This window comes from Pseudomonas wadenswilerensis, assembly GCF_900497695.1.
GTDB lineage: Bacteria > Pseudomonadota > Gammaproteobacteria > Pseudomonadales > Pseudomonadaceae > Aquipseudomonas > Aquipseudomonas wadenswilerensis.
Genome location: NZ_UIDD01000007.1, coordinates 804,123 through 824,719, shown reverse-complemented (window position 1 = coordinate 824,719; position 20,597 = coordinate 804,123). Strand labels below are relative to the sequence as shown.

Annotated in this window: 18 protein-coding genes; 10 read left to right on the top strand and 8 right to left on the bottom strand. The window is 63.6% G+C overall.

Annotated features, from left to right (window positions below):
- Positions 1-143 precede the first annotated feature (143 nt).
- From CCOS864_RS14800 to ahpF, 7 genes are all read left to right on the top strand, one after another.
- On the top strand, positions 144-494 hold the full coding sequence (locus tag CCOS864_RS14800) for a hypothetical protein (protein WP_115086987.1): 351 nt from the start codon (positions 144-146) through the stop codon (positions 492-494).
- A gap of 132 nt (positions 495-626) precedes the next feature.
- Positions 627-1,277 (top strand): c-type cytochrome, encoded by a 651-nt coding sequence (locus tag CCOS864_RS14795; protein WP_115086986.1) that lies wholly within the window; start codon positions 627-629, stop codon positions 1,275-1,277.
- Entirely contained in the window at positions 1,274-2,179 is a 906-nt protein-coding gene (locus CCOS864_RS14790; RefSeq protein WP_115086985.1) for a c-type cytochrome, read from the top strand. Before CCOS864_RS14795 ends, CCOS864_RS14790 begins: the two co-directional genes overlap by 4 nt.
- Before the next feature lie 191 nt (positions 2,180-2,370).
- A complete protein-coding gene (gene galU / locus CCOS864_RS14785) occupies positions 2,371-3,210 on the top strand; it encodes a UTP--glucose-1-phosphate uridylyltransferase GalU (RefSeq protein ID WP_107023102.1) in 840 nt (279 codons plus the stop codon).
- Positions 3,211-3,299: 89 nt separating this feature from the next.
- Entirely contained in the window at positions 3,300-4,655 is a 1,356-nt protein-coding gene (gene gorA, locus CCOS864_RS14780) for a glutathione-disulfide reductase (protein WP_115086984.1), read from the top strand.
- A 239-nt stretch (positions 4,656-4,894) separates the two neighbouring features.
- Positions 4,895-5,458 carry an alkyl hydroperoxide reductase subunit C gene (ahpC, locus tag CCOS864_RS14775; protein ID WP_010223911.1) on the top strand — a complete coding sequence of 188 codons (564 nt, stop codon included), beginning with the start codon at positions 4,895-4,897 and terminating at the stop codon, positions 5,456-5,458.
- A gap of 121 nt (positions 5,459-5,579) precedes the next feature.
- Complete coding sequence (ahpF, locus tag CCOS864_RS14770) at positions 5,580-7,142, top strand: alkyl hydroperoxide reductase subunit F (protein ID WP_115086983.1); 1,563 nt, start codon at positions 5,580-5,582, stop codon at positions 7,140-7,142.
- A 102-nt stretch (positions 7,143-7,244) separates the two neighbouring features.
- Here the strand turns inward: ahpF and CCOS864_RS14765 are convergent, their stop codons facing one another.
- From CCOS864_RS14765 to CCOS864_RS14750, 4 genes are read right to left on the bottom strand one after another with little or no spacing between them, the layout of a single operon-like run.
- A complete protein-coding gene (locus CCOS864_RS14765) occupies positions 7,245-8,393 on the bottom strand; it encodes an ABC transporter ATP-binding protein (protein WP_115086982.1) in 1,149 nt (382 codons plus the stop codon).
- 19 nt (positions 8,394-8,412) lie between these two features.
- Positions 8,413-9,222 carry an ABC transporter permease gene (locus CCOS864_RS14760; protein WP_115086981.1) on the bottom strand — a complete coding sequence of 270 codons (810 nt, stop codon included), beginning with the start codon at positions 9,220-9,222 and terminating at the stop codon, positions 8,413-8,415.
- A 6-nt stretch (positions 9,223-9,228) separates the two neighbouring features.
- Positions 9,229-10,149 carry an ABC transporter permease gene (locus CCOS864_RS14755; RefSeq protein ID WP_115086980.1) on the bottom strand — a complete coding sequence of 307 codons (921 nt, stop codon included), beginning with the start codon at positions 10,147-10,149 and terminating at the stop codon, positions 9,229-9,231.
- Positions 10,146-11,171, bottom strand: a complete 1,026-nt coding sequence (locus CCOS864_RS14750) for an ABC transporter substrate-binding protein (protein ID WP_115086979.1) — start codon at positions 11,169-11,171, stop codon at positions 10,146-10,148. Before CCOS864_RS14750 ends, CCOS864_RS14755 begins: the two co-directional genes overlap by 4 nt.
- Positions 11,172-11,409: 238 nt before the next feature.
- On the opposite strand from CCOS864_RS14750, the gene CCOS864_RS14745 reads away from it, so the two are divergent.
- Positions 11,410-11,640, top strand: a complete 231-nt coding sequence (locus tag CCOS864_RS14745) for a hypothetical protein (protein WP_115086978.1) — start codon at positions 11,410-11,412, stop codon at positions 11,638-11,640.
- A gap of 3 nt (positions 11,641-11,643) precedes the next feature.
- On the opposite strand, the gene ribBA is transcribed toward CCOS864_RS14745, so the two are convergent.
- Positions 11,644-12,759 carry a bifunctional 3,4-dihydroxy-2-butanone-4-phosphate synthase/GTP cyclohydrolase II gene (ribBA, locus tag CCOS864_RS14740; protein ID WP_115086977.1) on the bottom strand — a complete coding sequence of 372 codons (1,116 nt, stop codon included), beginning with the start codon at positions 12,757-12,759 and terminating at the stop codon, positions 11,644-11,646.
- Positions 12,760-12,833: 74 nt separating this feature from the next.
- On the opposite strand from ribBA, the gene CCOS864_RS14735 reads away from it, so the two are divergent.
- Positions 12,834-13,121 carry a DUF1330 domain-containing protein gene (locus CCOS864_RS14735; RefSeq protein WP_115086976.1) on the top strand — a complete coding sequence of 96 codons (288 nt, stop codon included), beginning with the start codon at positions 12,834-12,836 and terminating at the stop codon, positions 13,119-13,121.
- 69 nt (positions 13,122-13,190) lie between these two features.
- Here CCOS864_RS14735 and CCOS864_RS14730 read toward each other — a convergent pair whose 3' ends face one another.
- Together CCOS864_RS14730 and CCOS864_RS14725 are read right to left on the bottom strand one after the other, a co-directional pair.
- A complete protein-coding gene (locus tag CCOS864_RS14730) occupies positions 13,191-14,048 on the bottom strand; it encodes an NEL-type E3 ubiquitin ligase domain-containing protein (RefSeq protein WP_420849234.1) in 858 nt (285 codons plus the stop codon).
- Positions 14,008-17,766 carry a dermonecrotic toxin domain-containing protein gene (locus tag CCOS864_RS14725; protein ID WP_167458896.1) on the bottom strand — a complete coding sequence of 1,253 codons (3,759 nt, stop codon included), beginning with the start codon at positions 17,764-17,766 and terminating at the stop codon, positions 14,008-14,010. The genes CCOS864_RS14730 and CCOS864_RS14725 overlap by 41 nt, the downstream gene beginning before the upstream one ends.
- 216 nt (positions 17,767-17,982) lie before the next feature.
- Here CCOS864_RS14725 and CCOS864_RS14720 point away from each other — a divergent pair, with 216 nt between their 5' ends.
- Positions 17,983-18,990 carry an Ldh family oxidoreductase gene (locus CCOS864_RS14720; protein WP_115086974.1) on the top strand — a complete coding sequence of 336 codons (1,008 nt, stop codon included), beginning with the start codon at positions 17,983-17,985 and terminating at the stop codon, positions 18,988-18,990.
- A gap of 25 nt (positions 18,991-19,015) precedes the next feature.
- Here CCOS864_RS14720 and CCOS864_RS14715 read toward each other — a convergent pair whose 3' ends face one another.
- The gene (locus CCOS864_RS14715) at positions 19,016-20,596 is read right to left on the bottom strand and encodes an aldehyde dehydrogenase (NADP(+)) (protein ID WP_115086973.1); all 1,581 of its coding nucleotides are present in this window, start codon (positions 20,594-20,596) and stop codon (positions 19,016-19,018) included.
- Position 20,597 lies beyond the last annotated feature (1 nt).

Sequence of the window (20,597 nt, the reverse complement as noted above, 5' to 3'; positions counted from 1 at the left end):
GGATCTGTCAGCAAATCAAAACGATACCATGATGTCGGTTACACTGTCGGCCTTCGTGCCAGGCCCAGGATAAAACTGCCAATCAAGGGAGCGAAATGGTCTGCGCGTGGTCATATCTTTTTTCCGTGGTGGAGGTGTGCTTGATGAAGTGGGTCGTAGCAGCGTTGGCAGTAACGCTGGGTGGCTGTGTAAGTGTGTCGGAGCTGGAGCGCAGCCCGGAAACCCTCAATGTGATTTCTGGCAAGAAACCCCAGGAATATGCCGACTGCGTGCAGCAGCAGTTGAGTGAGTCGCGTGGGCAGCTGGCCGTGGAGGAACGCCACGACGGTTTGCGCCTGGTCGTGCCGCAAAAGGTGGGTGCCGGCCCGGCCGCGCTGGTGGATATCGACAAGCGTGGCAGCGGCAGCAGCATCAAGCTGTATGAGCGGTTGAATAATTTCCCGCTGCGCCTGGGTGATGTGAAGACCGCGGCGACGCGCTGCATCTCCGGGTAATTTCTTCAGCAGCTAACCGATTCAGCTGGCATCTCGCCATCTTTCTGCGTTGTAGCTCACGGCGTATAGGCCTACTATCCATAGGCTTATATCTATTAAGCCTAAGCTTATAACAAGAAAATGGAGTCCGTGATGATCCCACTGGATCGAATCCTGATCAGCAGCCTGCTGCTGTTTTCACTGCCTGCCGTCCACGCCGCCGACGGCCAGAAAGTATTTGCCCAGGGTGGCCAGAACCCTGCCGCCATGGCCTGCCTGGGTTGCCATGGCCCGGATGCCAAGGGCATCGCCGCAGCCGGCTTTCCACGCTTGGCCGGCCTGCCGGCAGCCTACCTGAGCAAGCAGTTGCATGACTTTCAGTCCGGCAGCCGCAAGCATCCGATCATGGAGCCGCTGGCCAAGGCCTTGAGTGCTGAAGAAATCCAGGCGGTCACCGCCACCCTGGCCGCCATGCCCAGTGAACCGGCCAGCGCCAGCCATCGCCAGCAAATGGCCGCAGATCCGGTACAGAAGCTGGCGTTGTATGGCGACTGGAACCGCAAAATCCCCGGTTGCGTGCAGTGCCACGGCCCCGGTGGTGCAGGTGTCGGCGAACATTTCCCGCCATTGGCGCATCAACCTGCCAGCTATCTGGTTGCCCAGCTCAACGCCTGGCGCGACGGCAGCCGCAGCAACGACCCCAACCAGCTGATGGTCGGTGTGGCCAAGGCCATGACCGATGACGAGATTAAGGCCGTGGCCAATTACTTCGCCAACCCTGTCAGCCCGGAGGTCAAGCCATGAAGCCGATGATCCTCGCCGCCCTGGCCCTGAGCCTGGGCAACGTCCATGCTGCACCCATTGCCATGGAAGACCAGTCGCAGCTCAAGTCCGCGCCTGCTGCCGCGCCAGGCTTCACCCCGCCAGCGGAAAGCGAACTGCCCGACAATGCCTACGGCAAGATGGTCCGCGATGGCCATGCCTTGTTCGTCGACACGCGCAGGTTGATGCCCGAATACGTCGGTAACGGCCTTAACTGCAGCAACTGTCACCTCGATCAGGGTCGCCTGGGCAACTCGGCGCCGCTGTGGGGCGCGTATCCCATGTATCCGGCCTATCGCAAGAAAAACGACAAGGTCAACACCTTCGCCGAGCGTATCCAGGGCTGCTTTCAGTTCAGTATGAACGGCAAGCCACCGGCGGCTGACAGCCCGCAGATGACTGCCTTGTCGGTATATGCCTACTGGCTGGCAAGCAAGGCGCCGATTGGTGTCGAGAGCGCTGGCCGCGGCTACCCGGACGTACCGCAATCGGCCGAAGGCTATGACTTCAAACGGGGTGAGCAGGTGTACCAGGCCCAGTGCTCCATTTGCCACGGCGCCAATGGCGAAGGGCAGAAAGTGGCCAAGGACTACGTGATGCCGCCGTTGTGGGGCAAGGACTCCTACAACTGGGGCGCCGGCATGCACCGGATCAATACGGCCGCATCTTTCATCAAGCACAATATGCCCCTGGGCAAGCCCGGCAGCCTGAGCGACCAGCAGGCCTGGGACGTGGCCGCTTACATCAACCGCCACGAGCGGCCGCAGGATCCGCGTCTGGTAGACGGCTCGATCGAGAAAACCCGGCTGAAGTTCCACGCCAATGATGGCGTCAACCTCTATGGCCAGAAGGTTGACGGGGTACTGGTCGGGCAGGGCCTGTAAGGACCTCGATGCCCCCGGATTTACGTGCCGGTGGTCAGCCACCGGCGCAATATTTATGATCCGGGGGAACTATCCACCCCAGGATTTCTCTATGATGGCATTGGCCGCCCGGTGGTGGGGCATTGTAAGGTGACCGCCGCCTGATTAGACTGCGCCGAATTTCGTACGCAAAGCCCTTGTTAAGGACGTATATGATCAAGAAATGCTTGTTCCCGGCAGCCGGTTACGGCACTCGCTTCCTGCCTGCTACCAAAGCCATGCCCAAGGAAATGCTGCCGGTGGTGAACAAGCCACTGATCCAGTACGGCGTTGAAGAAGCGCTGGAAGCTGGATTGAACGAGATTTCCATCGTCACCGGTCGCGGCAAGCGCGCCCTGGAAGACCACTTCGACATCAGCTACGAGCTGGAAAACCAGATCAAGGGCACCGACAAGGAAAAATACCTGGTCGGCATCCGTCGTCTGCTCGACGAGTGCTCGTTCTCCTACACCCGTCAGACCGAAATGAAAGGCCTGGGCCACGCGATCCTTACCGGTCGCCCGCTGATCGGCGACGAGCCGTTCGCCGTGGTGCTGGCGGACGACCTGTGCGTCCACCTCGAAGGTGACGGCGTGCTCAAGCAGATGGTCAAGCTGTACAAACAGTACCGCTGCACCATTGTTGCCATCATGGAAGTCGACCCGCAGGAAACCAGCAAATACGGTGTGATCGCCGGTGACCTGATCGGCGACGACCTGTACCGTGTACGCAACATGGTCGAGAAGCCAAAGCCTGAAGATGCCCCGTCGAACCTGGCGATCATCGGCCGCTACATCATGACCCCGGACATTTTCAAACTGATCGAAGAAACCGAGCCGGGCAAGGGCGGTGAAATCCAGATCACCGACGCCCTGATGAAACAGGCCCAGGATGGCTGTGTCATTGCCTACAAGTTCAAAGGCAAGCGTTTCGACTGCGGTGGCGCCGAAGGTTACATCGAAGCGACCAACTTCTGCTTCGAGAACTTCTACAAGACCGGCAAAGCGTACTGAGCCTGGTAGCTAGCGGTTTGATAAAGCCACCTTCGGGTGGCTTTTTCTTGTAGCTTGTAGCTTGAGACTTGCAGCTTGAGAGCATCGAGATGACCTACGATTTTGATCTGTTCGTGATTGGTGCCGGGTCTGGCGGTGTGCGCGCTGCGCGCTTTGCCGCAGGCTTCGGTGCAAAAGTGGCGGTTGCCGAAAGCCGCTACCTGGGCGGTACCTGTGTCAACGTTGGCTGCGTGCCGAAAAAACTGCTGGTCTACGGCGCGCACTTTGCCGACGACTTCGAGCAGGCCGCAGGCTTTGGCTGGTCGCTGGAAGATGCCCAGTTCGACTGGGGCCAGCTGATCGCCAACAAGAACCGCGAGATCGAGCGGCTCAACGGTATCTACCGCAACCTGCTGGTCAACAGCGGTGTGACCCTGCTCGAAGGGCACGCCAAACTGACGGGGGCCCATGAGGTGGAAGTCGATGGCCAGCGCTACAGCGCCGAGCACATCCTCATTGCCACTGGCGGCTGGCCGCAGATCCCGGACATTCCGGGCAAGGAGCTGGCGATCAGCTCCAACGAGGCGTTCTACCTCAAGGATCTGCCCAAGCGCGTGCTGGTGGTCGGCGGCGGTTATATCGCCGTGGAGTTTGCCGGGATCTTCCAGGGCCTGGGCGCCAAGACCTCGCTGCTGTACCGCGGCGACCTGTTCCTGCGCGGCTTCGACGGCGGGGTGCGCGATCACCTCAAGGAGGAGCTGGAAAAACGCGGCATGGACCTGCAGTTCAACAGCGACATCCAGCGCATCGAGCGCCAGGATGATGGCAGCCTCAAGGCCACGCTCAAGGACGGTCGCGAGCTGGTTGCCGATTGCGTGTTCTACGCCACCGGCCGGCGGCCGATGCTCGACAACCTGGGCCTGGAAAACACCGGCGTCGAGCTCGACCCTCGTGGATTTATCCGTGTCGATGACCTGTACCAGACCACCGCGCCGTCGATCCTGGCCATTGGCGACGTGATCGGCCGCGTGCAGCTGACCCCGGTGGCCCTGGCCGAAGGCATGGCAGTGGCCCGGCGCCTGTTCAAGCCTGAGCAGTACCGCCCGGTGGATTACCTGAACATCCCCACGGCGGTGTTCAGCCAGCCACCGATCGGCACCGTTGGCCTGACCGAAGAGCAGGCGCTGGAGCAGGGGCACAAGGTGCAGATCTTCGAAAGTCGCTTCCGGCCGATGAAGCTGACCCTCACCGATGTACAGGAAAAGACCCTGATGAAGCTGGTGGTCGATGCCGACACCGACCGCGTGCTGGGTTGCCATATGGTCGGTCCGGACGCCGGCGAGATCATCCAGGGCCTGGGCATCGCCCTCAAGGCCGGGGCGACCAAGCAGCAGTTCGACGAGACCATTGGCGTGCATCCTACGGCGGCGGAAGAGTTCGTCACCCTGCGTACGCCTTCGCGTTAAGCGGCGTAAGTTATCGCCGGCAAGGCCGGCTCCCACAGGTACAGGTACAACTGGCTTTGTGGGAGCTGGCTTGCCAGCGATAGGCTGCACAGCAGCCTCAGTATCATTCCCTTCTATTAATATCCCCGCCTTATAGCCAAAACCAATCAACAACATGAGCTTTGCCAATGAGCATTAATCCAATGCATTGGCTACGATTCTCCCATCAGTTTTTTCAACCCCCTGAAGGAGCGTCACTCATGCCTATCATCAACAGCCAGGTCAAACCGTTCAAAGCTACCGCTTACCACCAGGGCAAGTTCGTCGAAGTCTCGGATGCCGATCTGAAAGGCAAATGGTCCGTGGTGTTCTTCTACCCGGCCGACTTCACCTTCGTCTGCCCGACCGAGCTGGGCGACCTGGCCGACAACTACGCGCAGTTCAAAGACCTGGGCGTGGAAATCTACGGCGTGTCCACCGACACCCACTTCACCCACAAAGCCTGGCACGACACTTCGGACACCATCGGCAAGATCCAGTACCCGCTGATCGGTGACCCGACCCACGTCATCTCGCGCAACTTCGACGTGCTGATCGAAGAAGCCGGTATCGCTGACCGTGGCACCTTCGTGATCAACCCTGAAGGTCAGATCAAGATCGTCGAACTCAACGACGGTGGTGTAGGCCGTGACGCCAGCGAGCTGCTGCGCAAGGTCAAGGCTGCCCAGTACGTTGCCGCCCACCCAGGCGAAGTCTGCCCGGCCAAGTGGAAAGAAGGCGAAGCGACCCTGGCGCCATCGCTGGACCTGGTCGGCAAGATCTAAGACCGTGAGCCAGCCGAGGGCGGTGGTCTACCGCACCTGACGTTGTCACCGCCCCGCAAAACGCCCGGGCGCTTTCGCCCGGGCGTTGTTATTTCTACCGTTTGAAAAAGGAATCGCCCGTATGTTGGACGCCACGCTTAAAACTCAGTTGAAAGCCTACCTGGAGCGGGTCACTCAGCCGATCGAGATCGTTGCTTCCCTCGATGACGGCGCGAAGTCCCGCGAATTGCGCGACCTGCTGGTGGAAATCGCCGGCCTGTCGAGCCTGATTACCCTGCGCGAAGATGGCCGCGACGCCCGTCGTCCGTCGTTCTCGCTCAATCGCCCCGGAGCTGACATTAGCCTGCGCTTTGCCGGCATCCCCATGGGCCACGAGTTCACCTCGCTGGTGCTCGCCCTGCTGCAGGTCGGCGGTCATCCGTCCAAAGCCAGCGCAGAGGTGATCGAGCAGATCAGCGCGCTCAAGGGTGAGTTCAACTTTGAAACCTACTTCTCGCTGTCGTGCCAGAACTGCCCGGACGTGGTTCAGGCGCTGAACCTGATGGCGGTGCTCAACCCCAATATTCGCCACGTCGCCATCGACGGTGCGCTGTTCCAGGCCGAAGTCGAGAGCCGCAAGGTCATGGCCGTGCCCAGCGTCTACCTCAACGGCGAAGTGTTCGGCCAGGGCCGCATGGGCCTGGAAGAAATCCTCGCCAAGCTCGATACCAGCGCCGGTGAGCGTCAGGCCGAGAAGATCAACGCCAAGGACGCCTTTGACGTTCTCGTGGTCGGTGGTGGCCCGGCGGGCGCCGCAGCGGCGATCTATGCCGCCCGTAAAGGCATCCGCACCGGTGTTGCCGCCGAGCGTTTCGGCGGTCAGGTGCTCGACACCATGGCGATCGAGAACTTCATCTCGGTGCAGGAAACCGAAGGGCCGAAGCTGGCCATGGCCCTTGAGGAGCACGTCAAGCAGTACGACGTCGACATCATGAACCTGCAGCGCGGTGAAGCCTTGATTCCAGCCACCGACGGCGGCCTGCACGAAGTGCGCCTGGCCAGCGGTGCCTCGCTCAAGGCCAAGACCGTGATCCTCGCCACCGGTGCGCGCTGGCGCGAAATGAACGTGCCGGGCGAGCAGCAATACCGTAGCCGCGGCGTTGCCTACTGCCCGCACTGCGATGGCCCGCTGTTCAAGGGCAAGCGCGTGGCGGTGATCGGTGGCGGTAACTCGGGGGTGGAAGCGGCCATTGACCTGGCCGGTATCGTCGCCCAGGTGACCCTGATCGAGTTCGACAGCCAGTTGCGTGCCGACGCGGTGCTGCAGCGCAAGCTGCACAGCTTGCCGAACGTCAAGGTGATCACCAGTGCGCTGACCACCGAAGTGCTCGGTGACGGCGAGAAGGTCAACGGCCTGCGCTACAAGGACCGCAACAGTGATGAGCTGCATGACCTCGCGCTGGAAGGGATCTTCGTGCAGATCGGCCTGCTGCCCAATACCGACTGGCTCAAAGGCACGGTCGAACTGACCCCGCGCGGCGAGATCATCGTCGATGCCCGCGGCCAGACCAACTTGCCGGGTGTGTTCGCTGCCGGTGACGTGACCACCGTGCCGTACAAGCAGATCGTGATTGCGCTGGGCGAGGGCGCCAAGGCTTCGTTGGCGGCGTTTGATCACTTGATCCGCACCTCGGCGCCAGCCTGACCGATTGTGGGGCCGCTTTGCGGCCCATCGCTGGCAAGGCCAGCTCCCACATGTCATGCGTGCACACATCCACTGTGGGAGCCGGCCTTGCCGGCGATGGCTTCAATGCGCCCCAGCGGCCTTGTTCAGGTCACTTTCCGCCCACTGGGTATACACGCAAGCATCCGCCACCGCCCAGCGTACCTTCACCGTATCGCCCGGCTGCATCGGCATCCCCGCCGCTGACAGCGCCTTGACCGTCATCGCCGTGCCGCCCGCGGTCACCACGCTGCAGGTCTGGCTCTCGCCCAGGAACAACACTTCCCCGACCCTGGCCGTCACCTCGTTCCAGCCCGCTGGCAATGCCTCGCGCGCCGCTTGCTCGACACTCAGGGCCAGGGCTTTTTCCGGGCGGACCATCAGCAGCACTTCCTGACCCTCAGCCAGCCCCGGGGTAAGGCGCATCGCCACCGGCTGCCCCTCGAAACTCGCCGCGCCATTGCCATGAGCCTTGACCCGCAAGAAGTTGGAGTTGCCCAGAAACGAGGCGACAAAGGCATTCGGCGGGTTCTGGTAGAGGTCGTAGCCGGTGCCCAGGCCGACGATCTTGCCGTGGCTGAAAATGGCGATGCGCTGGGACAGGCGCATGGCTTCTTCCTGATCGTGGGTGACGTAGACGATGGTGATGCCCAGGCGCCGGTGCAACTGGCGCAGTTCATCCTGCAGGTCTTCGCGCAGCTTCTTGTCCAGCGCCCCCAGCGGTTCATCCATCAACAGGATGCGTGGCTCATAGACCAGCGCCCGGGCGATCGCCACCCGCTGTTGCTGGCCGCCGGACAGTTGCGCCGGGCGACGGTGGGCAAAGCTGTCCAGTTGCACCAGCTTGAGCATCGCATCGACCTGCTTGTCGCGTTCGGCGGCGCTGCGTTTGCGGATGGCCAGGGGGAAGGCGATGTTGTCGCGCACCGACAGGTGCGGGAACAGCGAGTAACGCTGGAACACCATGCCGATGTCGCGCTTGTGCGGCGGCACGTTGACCAGCGAGGCGCCATTGACCAGGATCTCGCCGCTGCTCGGCGTTTCGAAGCCGGCGAGCATCGACAGGGTGGTGCTCTTGCCCGAGCCGCTGGAGCCGAGGAAGGTGAGGAATTCACCGTCCTGGATGTCCAGGCTGATGTCGTCCACGGCGGCAAAGTCGCCGTAGTGCTTGTTCAGGTTGCGCAGGCTGACCAGGGTCCTGGCCTGTTGGCCGTCGTTGAGGACTGCACTCATCTTGTTATTCTCCAGGCGCTCAGGCGCTGACCGGGTTGCGCCGGCGCAGAGCGGCGGCAATCATCATCACCAGCACCGACAGGCCGATCAGCAGCGTCGAAGCGACGGCGATCACCGGGGTCAGGTCCTGGCGCAGGGTGGTCCACATTTTTACCGGCAGGGTCTGCAGGTTGGGGCTGGCCATCATCACGCTGAGCACTACCTCGTCCCACGACACCAGGAAGGCGAACAGCGCGCCGGCGATCATCCCCGGGCGAATCGCCGGGAAGGTCACCTTGACGATCGCCTGCAGGCGCGAGGCGCCGCAGATCACCGCGGCGTCTTCGATCGACTGGTCGAACAGCTTCAGCGAGTTGATGATCGAGATGATGGTAAAGGGCAGGGCGACGATCACGTGGCTGACCACGAAGGAAAACAGCGTGCCGGTGTAGCCGAGCTTGAGGAACAGGGCATACACCGCCACGGCGATGATCACCAACGGCACGATCATCGGCAGGGTGAACAGGCCGTAGAGCATCTCCCGGCCAGGGAAACGCCCGCGCACCAGGGCGAAGGCGGTGGGCAGGCCGAGGGCCACGGCAAACACCGTGGTCAGCAGCGCGACCTTGAGGCTGGCCAGGGCCGCTTCCATCCACTCGGCGTTGGAGAAGAACTGCTCGTACCACTTGAGCGTCCAGCCCGGTGGCGGGAACACCAGCCATTGCGACGAGCCGAACGACAGCAGGACGATGAACACGATCGGCAGCAGCAAAAACAGCGCGATCACCCCGGTGGTGGTGTACAGGCCGAAGCGCAGGCGCCGGCTCATGGCATTGGGCGTCAGGAGCATCTTGGCTTACCTCGCGTTACTGTTGCCGACCGGGGATTCCGGTTGCAGCTTCAGGTAGAAGTAGAACAGCACCAGGGTGATGGCGATCAGCAACGCGGCGGCGGCACTGGCCAGGCCCCAGTTGAGGAACGACTGCACCTGCTGGACGATGAACTCGGGCAGCATCATGTTTTGCGCGCCACCGAGCAGCGCCGGGGTCACGTAGTAACCCAGGGACATGACGAACACCATCAAGGCCCCGGAGAACAACCCGGAACGGCACAGCGGCAGGAACACCTTGAAGAAGTTGTTCCAGGGGCTGGCGCCGCAGATGGAGCCGGCCTGCAGCACCATCGGGTCGATGGCCTGCATGGTCGCCTGCAGCGGCAGGACGATGAACGGGATCATGATGTAGCTCATGCCGATCACCACGCCGGTGAGGTTGTGCACCATTTCCAGCGGCGCATCGACGATGCCGAGGGCCATCAGCGCTTTGTTGATCACCCCCGAGGCCTGCAGCAGCACCAGCCAGGAGTAGGTACGGGCGAGCAGGCTGGTCCACATCGACAGCAGCACGATGTTCAGCAGCCAGCGGCCCCAGCCGCGTGGCACCAGGGTGATCGCCCAGGCCAGGGGAAAGCCCAGCAGCACGCTGATCAGGGTGACCAGGCCGGCCACCGAGAAGGTGTTGAACAGTACCCGGGCGTAGGCCGAGTTGGCGAACAGTTGCTCGTAGTTGCCCAGGCCCGGGACGGGCTCGAGCACGCCGCGCAGCAGCAGGCCGATCAGCGGCGCGAAAAAGAACAGGCCGAGGAACAACAGGGCCGGCAGCAGGTTGCGGCTGCCGCGCCAGCGTTCACGCAGGGGTGGCGTGTGCTTCATCGCTGCTCCCTTGGCGCCGGCCGCAGCGCCGGACGGGGTTTGCAGGGCATTGATGGCGACTTTCATTTGACCAGCCACTCATTCCAGCGGGTGGCGATGGCCGGGCCGTTCTTGGCCCAGTAGGCGAAATCGAGGGTCACCTGATCCTGAGCGTAGGCGGTCGGCAGGTTGGGCGCGAGCTCGGGCTTGAGCAGGCTGATGCTGTCGAGGTTGACCGGGGCATAGGCGGTGAGGTTGGCAAAGTCGGCCTGGCCCTGAGCGCCGCTGGCATTGGCCAGGAACTTCATTGCCGCGTCCTTGTTCTTTGCGCCCTTGGGGATGACCAGGAAGTCGGCCATGACCAGGTTCTGCTTCCAGCTCACGCCGACTGGCGCGCCATCCTGTTGCAGGGCGTAGACCCGGCCGTTCCAGAACTGGCCCAGGCTCGCCTCACCGGAGGCCAGCAACTGCTGCGACTGGGCGCCGCCGCCCCACCAGACGATGTCTTTCTTGATGGTGTCGAGCTTTTTGAAGGCGCGGTCCAGGTCCAGCGGGTAGAGCTTGTCGGCAGCGACGCCGTCGGCCAGCAGGGCCAGTTCGAGCACGCCGGGGCTCGGCCACTTGTACAGGGCGCGTTTGCCGGGGTAGGTCTTGGTGTCGAACAGTGCGGTCCAATCTTGTGGCTTGTTGGCGCCGAGCTTGCCTTCGTTGTAGCCGAGGACGAAGGAGAAGAAGAACGATCCTACACCGTGATCGGAGACGAAACGCGGGTCGAGGCGATCACGCTTGATGGTGGTGAAGTCCAGCGGTTCGAGCAGGCCTTCGCTTGCCGCACGCAGGGCGAAATCCGCTTCGACATCGACCACATCCCACTGCACGTTGCCGCTTTCGACCATGGCCTTGAGCTTGCCATAGTCGGTGGGGCCGTCCTGGACCACGCGGATCTTGCTGCTGGCACTGAAGGGCTCGGCCCACGCCTGCTTCTGCGCATCCTGGGTGGTACCGCCCCAGCTGACGAAGTTCAGGCTATCGGCGGCCAGGGCGGCCTGGCAGGTCAATGTCAGCAGGCTGGCAGCCAGCACTGCGCTTGCGCGTTTGGAGAACAGCATAGGTACGCCCTCGTTTCTTGTGTTTTGAGCGGGCTTTGTGTTGCCCGCCTTGTAGTGGGGAGCATCAATTGTTTTTCGGTCTACGGGATATCATATTATGGTATTCCAAACTTTTGACAAGAGGCTGCAGGCTACCGGCTATCACCCGGGTCACTTGTACGGGTAGGGAGGCCCGGGCCAGAGCCTTCGGAACTCACCGTCTATAGTGAAGTAATGTGTTTCAGCGAGAGCCATTGCCATGGAATTGATCAGTCGCGAACCCTGGTGGCGCAATCCGCCCAAGCCCGGTCAGCATGAACAGGACCTGGAATGGGGCTATCTGGAGATCTACAAGGATGGCCGCGCCGTGTTCGTGGCGCAGCGTCCGAGCGACAAGGAGCTGGCCGAGCGCAAGAGTTGCCGCAATTTCCCCGAGGCTGAGGACTCGCCCGGGGATCCACACTGTGGGAGCGGGCTTGCCCCGCGATAGGCCCTACAAGGCAGCGCCGAACGGGATGCTCTGCACCACTTCCAGGTTATAGCCGGTAAGTCCTGCATACTTCAGCGGCGGGCCCAGGTGACGCAGTTTGCCCACGCCCAGGTCCTGGAGAATCTGCGCACCGGTACCCACCTCCGAATAGGTGCGCGATTGACCACGCTGGTAGGGGCGCGGTGGCTGGGTCAGGTGAGGGACACGTTCAAGCAGGGCTTGCGAGGACTCATGGTTGGCGAGGATCACCACCACCCCGCAGCCCTCGTCAGCCACCTTCTGCAGCGCCGCCCACAGGGTCCAGTTGGCGGGGCCGGTGTACTCGGCACCGACCAGGTCGCGCAGCGGGTCGATCACATGCACCCGCACCAGCGTTGGCTGTTCGCGGCGGATATCGCCCATGACCATGGCCATGTGCACGCCGCCTTCGACGCAATCCTCATAGGTCACCAGACGAAAGACACCGTGCACGGTAGGCAGCTCGCGCTCACCGATGCGTTTGACCGTCTGCTCGGTACTCAGGCGGTAGTGAATCAGGTCGGCGATGGTGCCGATCTTGATCCCGTGGCGGGCGGCGAACACTTCCAGGTCCGGGCGCCGGGCCATGGTGCCGTCGTCATTGAGCACTTCGACGATGACCGAGGCGGGGCTGAAGCCGGCCAGGCGTGCCAGGTCGCAACCGGCTTCTGTGTGCCCGGCGCGAGTCAGCACGCCGCCTTCGCGGGCGCGCAGGGGGAAGATATGCCCGGGTTGCACCAGGTCTTCGGCGCGGGCACCGGGCGCTACGGCAGCCGCGACCGTGCAGGCGCGGTCGGCGGCGGAAATGCCGGTGGTCACCCCGCGCGCCGCCTCGATCGACACGGTAAAGGCGGTGCTGAAGGCGCTGCCATTGGCCGGCACCATCTGCTCAAGGCCCAGGCGCTGGCAGTGCTCCTCGGTCAGGGTCAGGCAGATCAGCCCCCGTGCTTCACGGGCCATGAAGCTGATGGCCTGGGCGTCGCAGCGTTCGGCGGCGATCAGCAGGTCGCCTTCGTTTTCGCGGTCTTCGTCGTCCACCAGCAGGACCATCTTGCCCTGGCGGTAGTCCTCGAGAATGTCTTCGATGCTGTTGAAGGGCATTGCGGCGTGCTCGCTGTCTGGGTTAGATTTTATGGTATACCATAATACAAATTAACCTGAGACGGGAGCGTGCAATGAAGGCTTACTGGATTGCTCATGTCGATGTCAGCGACCCCGAGCAGTATCAGCAGTACACCCAGCGGGCACCGGCAGCCTTTGCCGCGTTTGGCGGCAAGCTGCTGGCCCGGGGTGGGCGCAGCGAGGCCGTGGAGGGCAGGGTGACGCCGCAGCGCAGTGTGGTGATCGAATTCGAATCCTATGAGCGGGCGCTGGCGTGTTACCGGTCGGATGAGTATCAACAGGCGTGCGCGTTCAGGCAGGGAGTGGCGAGGGCCGAGGTGATTATTGTCGAGGGGGTGTGAAAATCACTCATCGCGGGGCAAGCCCGCTCCAACCATGGGAGCGGGCTTGCCCTGCGATGGGTTACTGGCTCAAGAACGCCAGGACGGCCCCGGACGCGGTTCGCCGCTTTGCTGCTGGTAAGCACTGAGCAACGGCGTGCTCAGCTCGATCATGGCTTGCTCGACCAAGGTGGCCAGTACCTCGTAGGCTCGGGTGTATTGGACTGAGTTCAGCCGTAGACCGACGGGAAGTGCCTCCGCTACTGGCACGCCGCGTACTTGGGCCAGCACCCGGCTCAGTTGCAGGTGCTCGAACTCGGGCAGTTCGCCAGGCAGTTCTGCTTCGCTGGCCAGGCTATCCAGATAACCCCCCACCTGCGCGCGCCAGGTGTCGATCAACGACATCTGGCGCGCGTGGGCGAATCGCAGGTAGCGTTGCCAGAACGCCTGCCTGACCAGATAGAGCTCAAGCAGGTTCTGCTGCTCGGCGATCACGCTGCGGGCCGCCTGCTCAAGCATGTTCGGGGTTACCCAGCGGGTGTAGACACTGAAGGCCTGCTCGGTGGGCGGGTGCCTCAGGCCCAGGCGCTCGGCCAGGTGCCGGCGAAAGTACAGCTCAACCTCCACCGGGTCGCTGACATCAAAGCCCTGGCGACGCCAGGCGCCAGTACTTTCGGCCACATACTCCTGCAGCCGCGCCGAACGCCATTGGCTGATGGCAAAGCCGAGCATCTCATGGGGTGTGCTGTCTTCCGGGATGCCGGACATGATCCGTGCGGCTTCGGCCAGGTTCTGCATTTGCGAGAACATCAGTGCATCCCGGTCGATGCAGGTGATTTCGTCGACCACTTCAAACAGCGCGCGGCGTACCTCGTCGCTGAATGCCGCGCGAAGCACGGCCTGGATGTCAGCCAGCCGCGTGCGATTGCGCCCGTGCATGCGCCACAGAACCGCGAAAAAATTCGCCGCCGCCGGGTCGGCGCGCAGGGTGTCTGCTTGCTGGCGGTCCTGCGGTGAAAGGCCGACGAGCAGCTGTGCAGCGAGGCGCTCGGGGGGGCAGGTGTCCGCCACTCCCGGAGCCACTGCTCTCTGAACCGGCACTCGAGGCGCTGGAGTGATCCGCCAGCAAAAAATCCCCGCCGGCGGCCTCCAGTTCACTGCGAAAACGCACGCGATCCTCCTCGGGGATCGACTCTTCACGGATCTGCAGGGCGGCATTGCTCCCGGCACCCAGTGGCACGCTGTAGAAGAACAACCCGCGCAGATCCACTTCGGCCAGATGCCCAAGCCGCTCCAGGCCGACAGGCCAATGGGTAAGGCCGGTGTTGCGCAGGTTGAGATCCTCCAGGTCGCTCATCTGGCTGAAGTCAGGTGCGGCAACCAGTGTATTGCCAGACAGATCAAGCATGCGCAAGCGGGTCATCCGGGCCAGTGCCGCTACTTCGCTTGCCCCCAGGTGCAAGTGGCTTTCGCCCAGTCTGAGGGCAACAAGGCTGGGCGCACGGCTCAGCACCTCGAAGACCCCGTCGGCGAATGAGGTGTCGGTGCGCTCTATCGTCAGGGTACTCAAGACCGGGCTTGTGCTGACAGCGGCCATGTCCTGCGCAGTCCAGTGGAAGCCATTGACGTTCATGTCATTGAGGTAAAGATTCTGCAGATGGCGCGCCCGGCTCAGCATGTGCAAGGTCCCGGGCAGCACTTGCGTGCGTGACAGATCCAGGTGCGTCAGGTGCGCCAGGTCGCCAAGGGATTGCGGCAGGTTGGCAAGCGTGGGGCTATTGAGGTCGATATGGCGCAGGTTGGGCAGGCGTTGCAGGAAGCCATCGCCGACTGTGGTGATGGGCACCTCGCTGATGGTCAGCGCTTCGACAGCCGGCAATGGCACTGGAACAGGTGGCAACTCGTCCAGATTCGCGTCAGTCAGATCGAGTTGGACCATGCGCAGGTTGAGTTGCGATTCCCAGGCAAACCTCACCCGGTCTGCCGCATTGGCACGGGCAGCCCGGGTCCGAATGTCCGCTCCGCCTGCGACCCAGGCCTGCAAGCTGCGCAGGGCGTGATGTTCGCGTTCCAGTTGCTGGACCCGCTCCAGAACCGGTTCATCACGCCTGAGCAGTTCCCGAATGAAGTCTTCGGCGAAGGGGGCGCTCAGCACGAACATGCCTTGGCCGCTGTGCAGCGCGCGCAGACGCACGGCGACAGATTCACGTTCGAACAGGCCGGGGCCGCCGCCTTGCGGGTCGCTGCGCTGGGCTGGATCCAGGGCTACGGGAGTGAGCCAGGGGCGATGCACCGGCATTCCCAACAGCAGTCGCGCGCGCACCGGGCGGGCCATGGCCAGCTCGCCAAGCTGCTGGTACAGCCGTTCAGGCTCGTTCAGGCCAAAGCCCAGGCCCTGGCTGAGTGATTCACCCAGGGCGTACAGCACGCTGCGGTAAAAGCCCAGCGCGGTGGAGTCCTGACTATGCAGGACCTGATGCGCACTGCTGGCGAACCAGCCTTCTTCCTCGTCCCGGTACACACTGGTGGAATCTACGTGTACCGGCCCGACCGAAGCCTGGACGGGCCCCAGGTACCTTTCGCGCAGGACCAGGCCGGTGCCCGGTGGCCAGCCCTGCAGATATTCGAGCAAGCCCACAGCCAGCCGATAGGTGTCCCAGTTGGCGGTCGATGGGTTGATGAAGCCCTCCAGTGCCCGGGTCATGCGCAGGTCTTCCTGCAACGGGTCGAAGTCTTCGCTCAGGCTGCGCAGCAGACCCTGGCCGGGGGCGCGCAACGCATTGCGCACTTCTGCCCTGACGCGGTTGAGGGCAAAGCGGGTCAGGGTCAGAGGGATGTCCGGGTAGTGGCGTTGCAGTTCCACCACGGCGATGTCGACGTTGACCTGCGCCAGTTCGTAGTGGTGGTTGAAAATGGCCGCGTTCAGGCGGCTGACCCACTCCTGGTAGACGTCCTCGGGTGGCCTGTTGCAGGCCTGATCGGCCGAGCAGGTACCCGTCGGCGGGGCATCTCCCGGGCTGCGCCGCGGGCGGCTGTACGTCGGGCCGCGGTCCAGGCGAATGTCCACTAATTGCCGGAAGCTGTACAGCACGGGCACTTCATCGCCGTCGGGCAGGGGTTTGCCTTCTTTGATCAGTTGCAGGGTTTCGGTCACCGAGGCGTGGATGCGCGCGCGCAGCAGGGTTTCGCGCAACATTGCCGGCGGCGTTTCGTCGAGGCTGTAGACCCGGCGCAGTTGGGCGTTGCTGACGCCACTGATGCAGGCGAAATCCAGCAGTTGATCATCGCTGAAGCCCTGCACCATCGGCCCCAGGCGCCGCAGCAGCGCCAGCCTGCTCCAATGCTGCGGCTGCTCCAGGCTATGGTGCCAGGCACCGTGCTGGTTGTGCTCGAGGATCGGCGCGTAGCGGTTTTCTTCGGTCCGGCTGGTGATACGCCATTTTTTCAGTGCGTTGTGCCACTCGACCAGGTAGAAGCGCCCGTTGATGCAGATCGCAGTGTCGCCGTTGATCTGGTAGAGGCCTTGCTCATCAGGCTCGCCGGCCTCGACATCGCCGCGCAGACGGTAGCGGCTCAGGTCCACAGGCCAGCGCTCGAGGCTGCCGTCGGGCAAGCGCACCCAGCGCAGGGGGGCGATGCTGTCGGAGGGGCTGCGTCCTTCCGCTTCTTCGCCTGCGCTGACGCCGACTCCCGCACCCAACATCAGGTGGCTCTGAATCAGCGTGGAAAAATTGCGCATCTCGCCGCTGCTACCCAGGCCATCCGGCAAGGTGGCCCGCACCAGGGTCCAGGCATCGTCGGTGATACGTTCGACCATCTTGTCGAACGCCCAGCCGCGCAACCCGGATGCCACTGCTGCGGTGGCCAGCGCCGGGCCGGTGGCGGCATCGCTGGTGGCGTGCAAGCCGGCCCAGAAGGCCGAATGATGACGCACGGGGATGAAACGTTCGAAGAATGCCTGGTACTCGGCGTTCTCCAGTTCCCGCTGCAGGCTGGCAAGGAAGTGCCGGCGGTTGGGGTATTCCTTCAGCGGGTGTTGCGGGTGGCCCGGCACGAAGGCAACGCAGTGGCTATCGTCGCTGCTGTCGTGGCAGATCAACAGGATCTGCGGCACGGCGATGCTACCCAGCACATTCAGGTGCAGCAGCGGATGACGAGTGCTCAAGAGCGCCTGGGAGGGTGTTTCCCCTTGCTTGTCTTGCGCCAGATTGGCCAGGACCTGGTTGAGGCAACTCGAACCGCTCGCCTGTACATGGCCCTGGATCTGCGCAATCAGCGCTTCTTCACGCAGGCTCGCCTCGAAGGCATCCATTTTGGCCTCGCGCAGCGATGCCAGGCGAAAATACGGCTTCAGGTAATCGGTATAAGTCACAAGGTCGGCGTTGCTGTGCCTGGCCAGGTCGGCGGGGGTGATGTCCTTGCTGTCCTTGATGCCGAAGTCATCGAATTGCCTGGCGTAGTCGTACACGGTGGAAAGCCTGGCAAAGTGTTCCATGGCCGCCTTGCGGGCCTGGCGACCGTGCTGCTGCAGTTTGGCGAGCAAACGCTTCTGGGGCGGGGTTGCCGCCAGCAACCATTGTGGTTGCTCGGCGGTTTCAAGCGGGGAGAGCAGGGTGCGAAAATGGCGCACGGTACTTTCAGAGGAGGAAGTTTGGGAGGAGGACATGATCACAAGCATCTCGTGGTGAGTGAGGTGGCATGGAATCATCGAGACAGGGGCGGCCTGCGGTAGTTAATTGTCGGGTGAGGCCATCGCGGGGCAAGTCGAGTCGTCGCACCGCCGCGCCCACTGTGCCGAGTTCGTCATCACTCGGGGCTAAAGCGATCAAGTCGGCGCAGCTGGGCTTAGGGCAGGCTGGACAGTCAGCCCAAGGAGATGACCATGATCCGACTGACCCTGTCCGAAGCCCATTCGCTTGCCTGTTCGATCCTCTTGCACAACGGCTTTTGTGCCGACCACGCCAAGGCGGTGAGCGACACCATCGTCGCCGGCGAACGCGATGGCTGCGCATCCCATGGCCTGTACCGGGTACTGGGGTGCGTCAGCTCGCTCAAGGCCGGCAAGGTGGTTGCCGATGCCCGCCCCGAGGTCGTTGACCAGGCGCCTTCTATCGTGCGCGTGGACGCCGGCGGCGGGTTCTCCCAGCTGGCGTTCCAGGCCGGCTTGCCGTTGTTGCAAGCCAAGACCCACAGCAATGGCATCGCGGCCCTGGCGATCAACCGCTGTGTGCACTTTTCCGCATTATGGGTCGAGATCGAGCAACTGGCCGAGGCCGGCCTGGTGGCCCTGGCGTTCACCCCCAGCCATGCCTGGGTCGCGCCGGCCGGCGGGCATCGGCCGGTGTTCGGCACCAACCCCATCGCCTTCGGCTGGCCGCGGGCGGGCCAGCATCCTTATGTCTTCGACTTCGCCACCAGTGCCATCGCCCGGGGTGACATCGAACTGCATCGGCGTGCGGGCAAGGCCATTCCCGAAGGCTGGGGCGTCGACGAGCACGGCCAGCCCAGCACCGACCCCAACGTCGTGCTGGATCGGGGTGCGATGCTGACCTTCGGCGGGCACAAGGGCTCGGCGCTGGCGGCAATGGTCGAGCTGATCGCCGGTCCCTTGATCGGCGACTTGACCAGTGCCGAATCCCTGGCCCATGCCGACGGCAGCAAAGCCTCGCCGTACCACGGCGAATTGCTGATCGCCCTGGACCCGCGCAGGTTTCTGGGCGATGCCGCCGATCAGCACCTGGCCCGCGCCGAAGCGGTATTCGAGAGCATCGAAGGGCAGGGCGCGCGGCTGCCGTCTGCGCGCCGTTATGCAGCACGCGCGCGCAGCCTGGTGGAGGGCGTGGAGATCCCGCAGGCCCTGTACCACGATCTCAGGGCGCTGCTGGCCTGAGCCCCTGTTCGGGTCGCCGCCGCTCCTACAAAGCGGCGCGACTGCTCTGGCCATCGACCAGGCGAGCGATGCCCAGCGGGTTGGCATTCTGCAGGGCCGGCGGCAGCAGCGCATCCGGGCAGTTCTGGTAACACACCGGGCGCAGGAAACGTTCGATGGCCAGGCTGCCGACCGAGGTGCCGCGGGCATCCGAGGTGGCCGGGTACGGCCCGCCATGCACCATCGCATCACAGACTTCGACGCCGGTCGGGTAGCCGTTGAACAGCACGCGACCGACTTTTTGCTCCAGCAGCGGCACCAGCCCGGCGTGGGCGTGCAGGTCCGCAGCTTCGGCGATCAGGGTGGCGGTGAGCTGACCGTGCAGGCCGTGCAAGGCCTGCTGCAATTGCTCGTTGTCGGCCACCTCGACCAAAATGGTGGCCGGCCCGAAAACCTCTTCCTGCAACAGCGCATCGCCCTCGATCAGCAGGCGCGCATCCGCCTTGAACAGCTGCGGCTGCGCCTGGTTGCCCTGTTGCGGGTGCCCCGTCAGGTGGCGGATACCCGGATGTGCGAGCAGCGTCTCGACGCCCTTGCGGTAACTGGCGAGGGTGCCGGCATTGAGCATGGTTTGTGCCGGTTGCTCGGCCAGTTGTGCGGTCAGTTGTTCGGTAAATGCACTGAACGCCTGCGAGCGCAGGCCGATGACCAGCCCCGGATTGGTACAGAACTGCCCGCAGCCGAGTACCACCGAGGCGGCCAGCTCGCGGGCAATCTGCGCGCTACGTTGGGCCAGTGCCTGGGGCAATACCAGCACCGGGTTGATGCTGCTCATTTCGGCGAATACCGGGATCGGTTGCGCCCGCGCGGCCGCCATGTCGCATAGCGCACGGCCGCCCTTGAGCGAGCCGGTAAAGCCCACGGCCTGGATGGCCGGATGCTTGACCAGCGCTTCGCCGACGCCGGCGCCGTAGATCATGTTGAACACGCCCTTGGGCATATCGGTGAGATCGGCTGCGCGGATGATCGCGTCGGCGACCCGCTCGGCGGTGGCCATGTGGCCGCTATGGGCCTTGAACACCACCGGGCAACCGGCGGCCAGCGCGGCGGCGGTGTCGCCGCCGGCGGTGGAAAAGGCCAGCGGAAAGTTGCTGGCGCCGAACACGGCGACCGGGCCGACGCCCAGGCGATATTGGCGCAGGTCGGCGCGTGGCAGCGGTTGGCGATCCGGCTGCGCGCGGTCGATCCGCGCAGCGAGAAAATCGCCCCGGCGCAGCACCTGGGCGAACAGGCGCATCTGCCCGCAAGTGCGCCCGCGCTCGCCGCGGATCCGGGCAGCGGGCAGCGCCGTTTCGCGGCTCACCAGCTCAATGAAATCATCCCCCAGGGCCTCCAGTTGCGCGGCGATGGCCTCAAGAAACTGCGCTCGCCGCTCTGGCGACAGGCTGCGCAGCACCGGGTAAGCGTGGGCAGCCGCGTTGGCGGCGGCATTCACTTCGTCGGCTGTGGCCTGGTGGAATTGATAGGGCAAGGCCTCGCCGCTGACCGCGTCGTGGCTCTGCAGGGTGAGGGTGCCAGCGGCGCTGCGCGCGCCGCCGATGTAGTTGTGGCCGATGATATCCGGCATG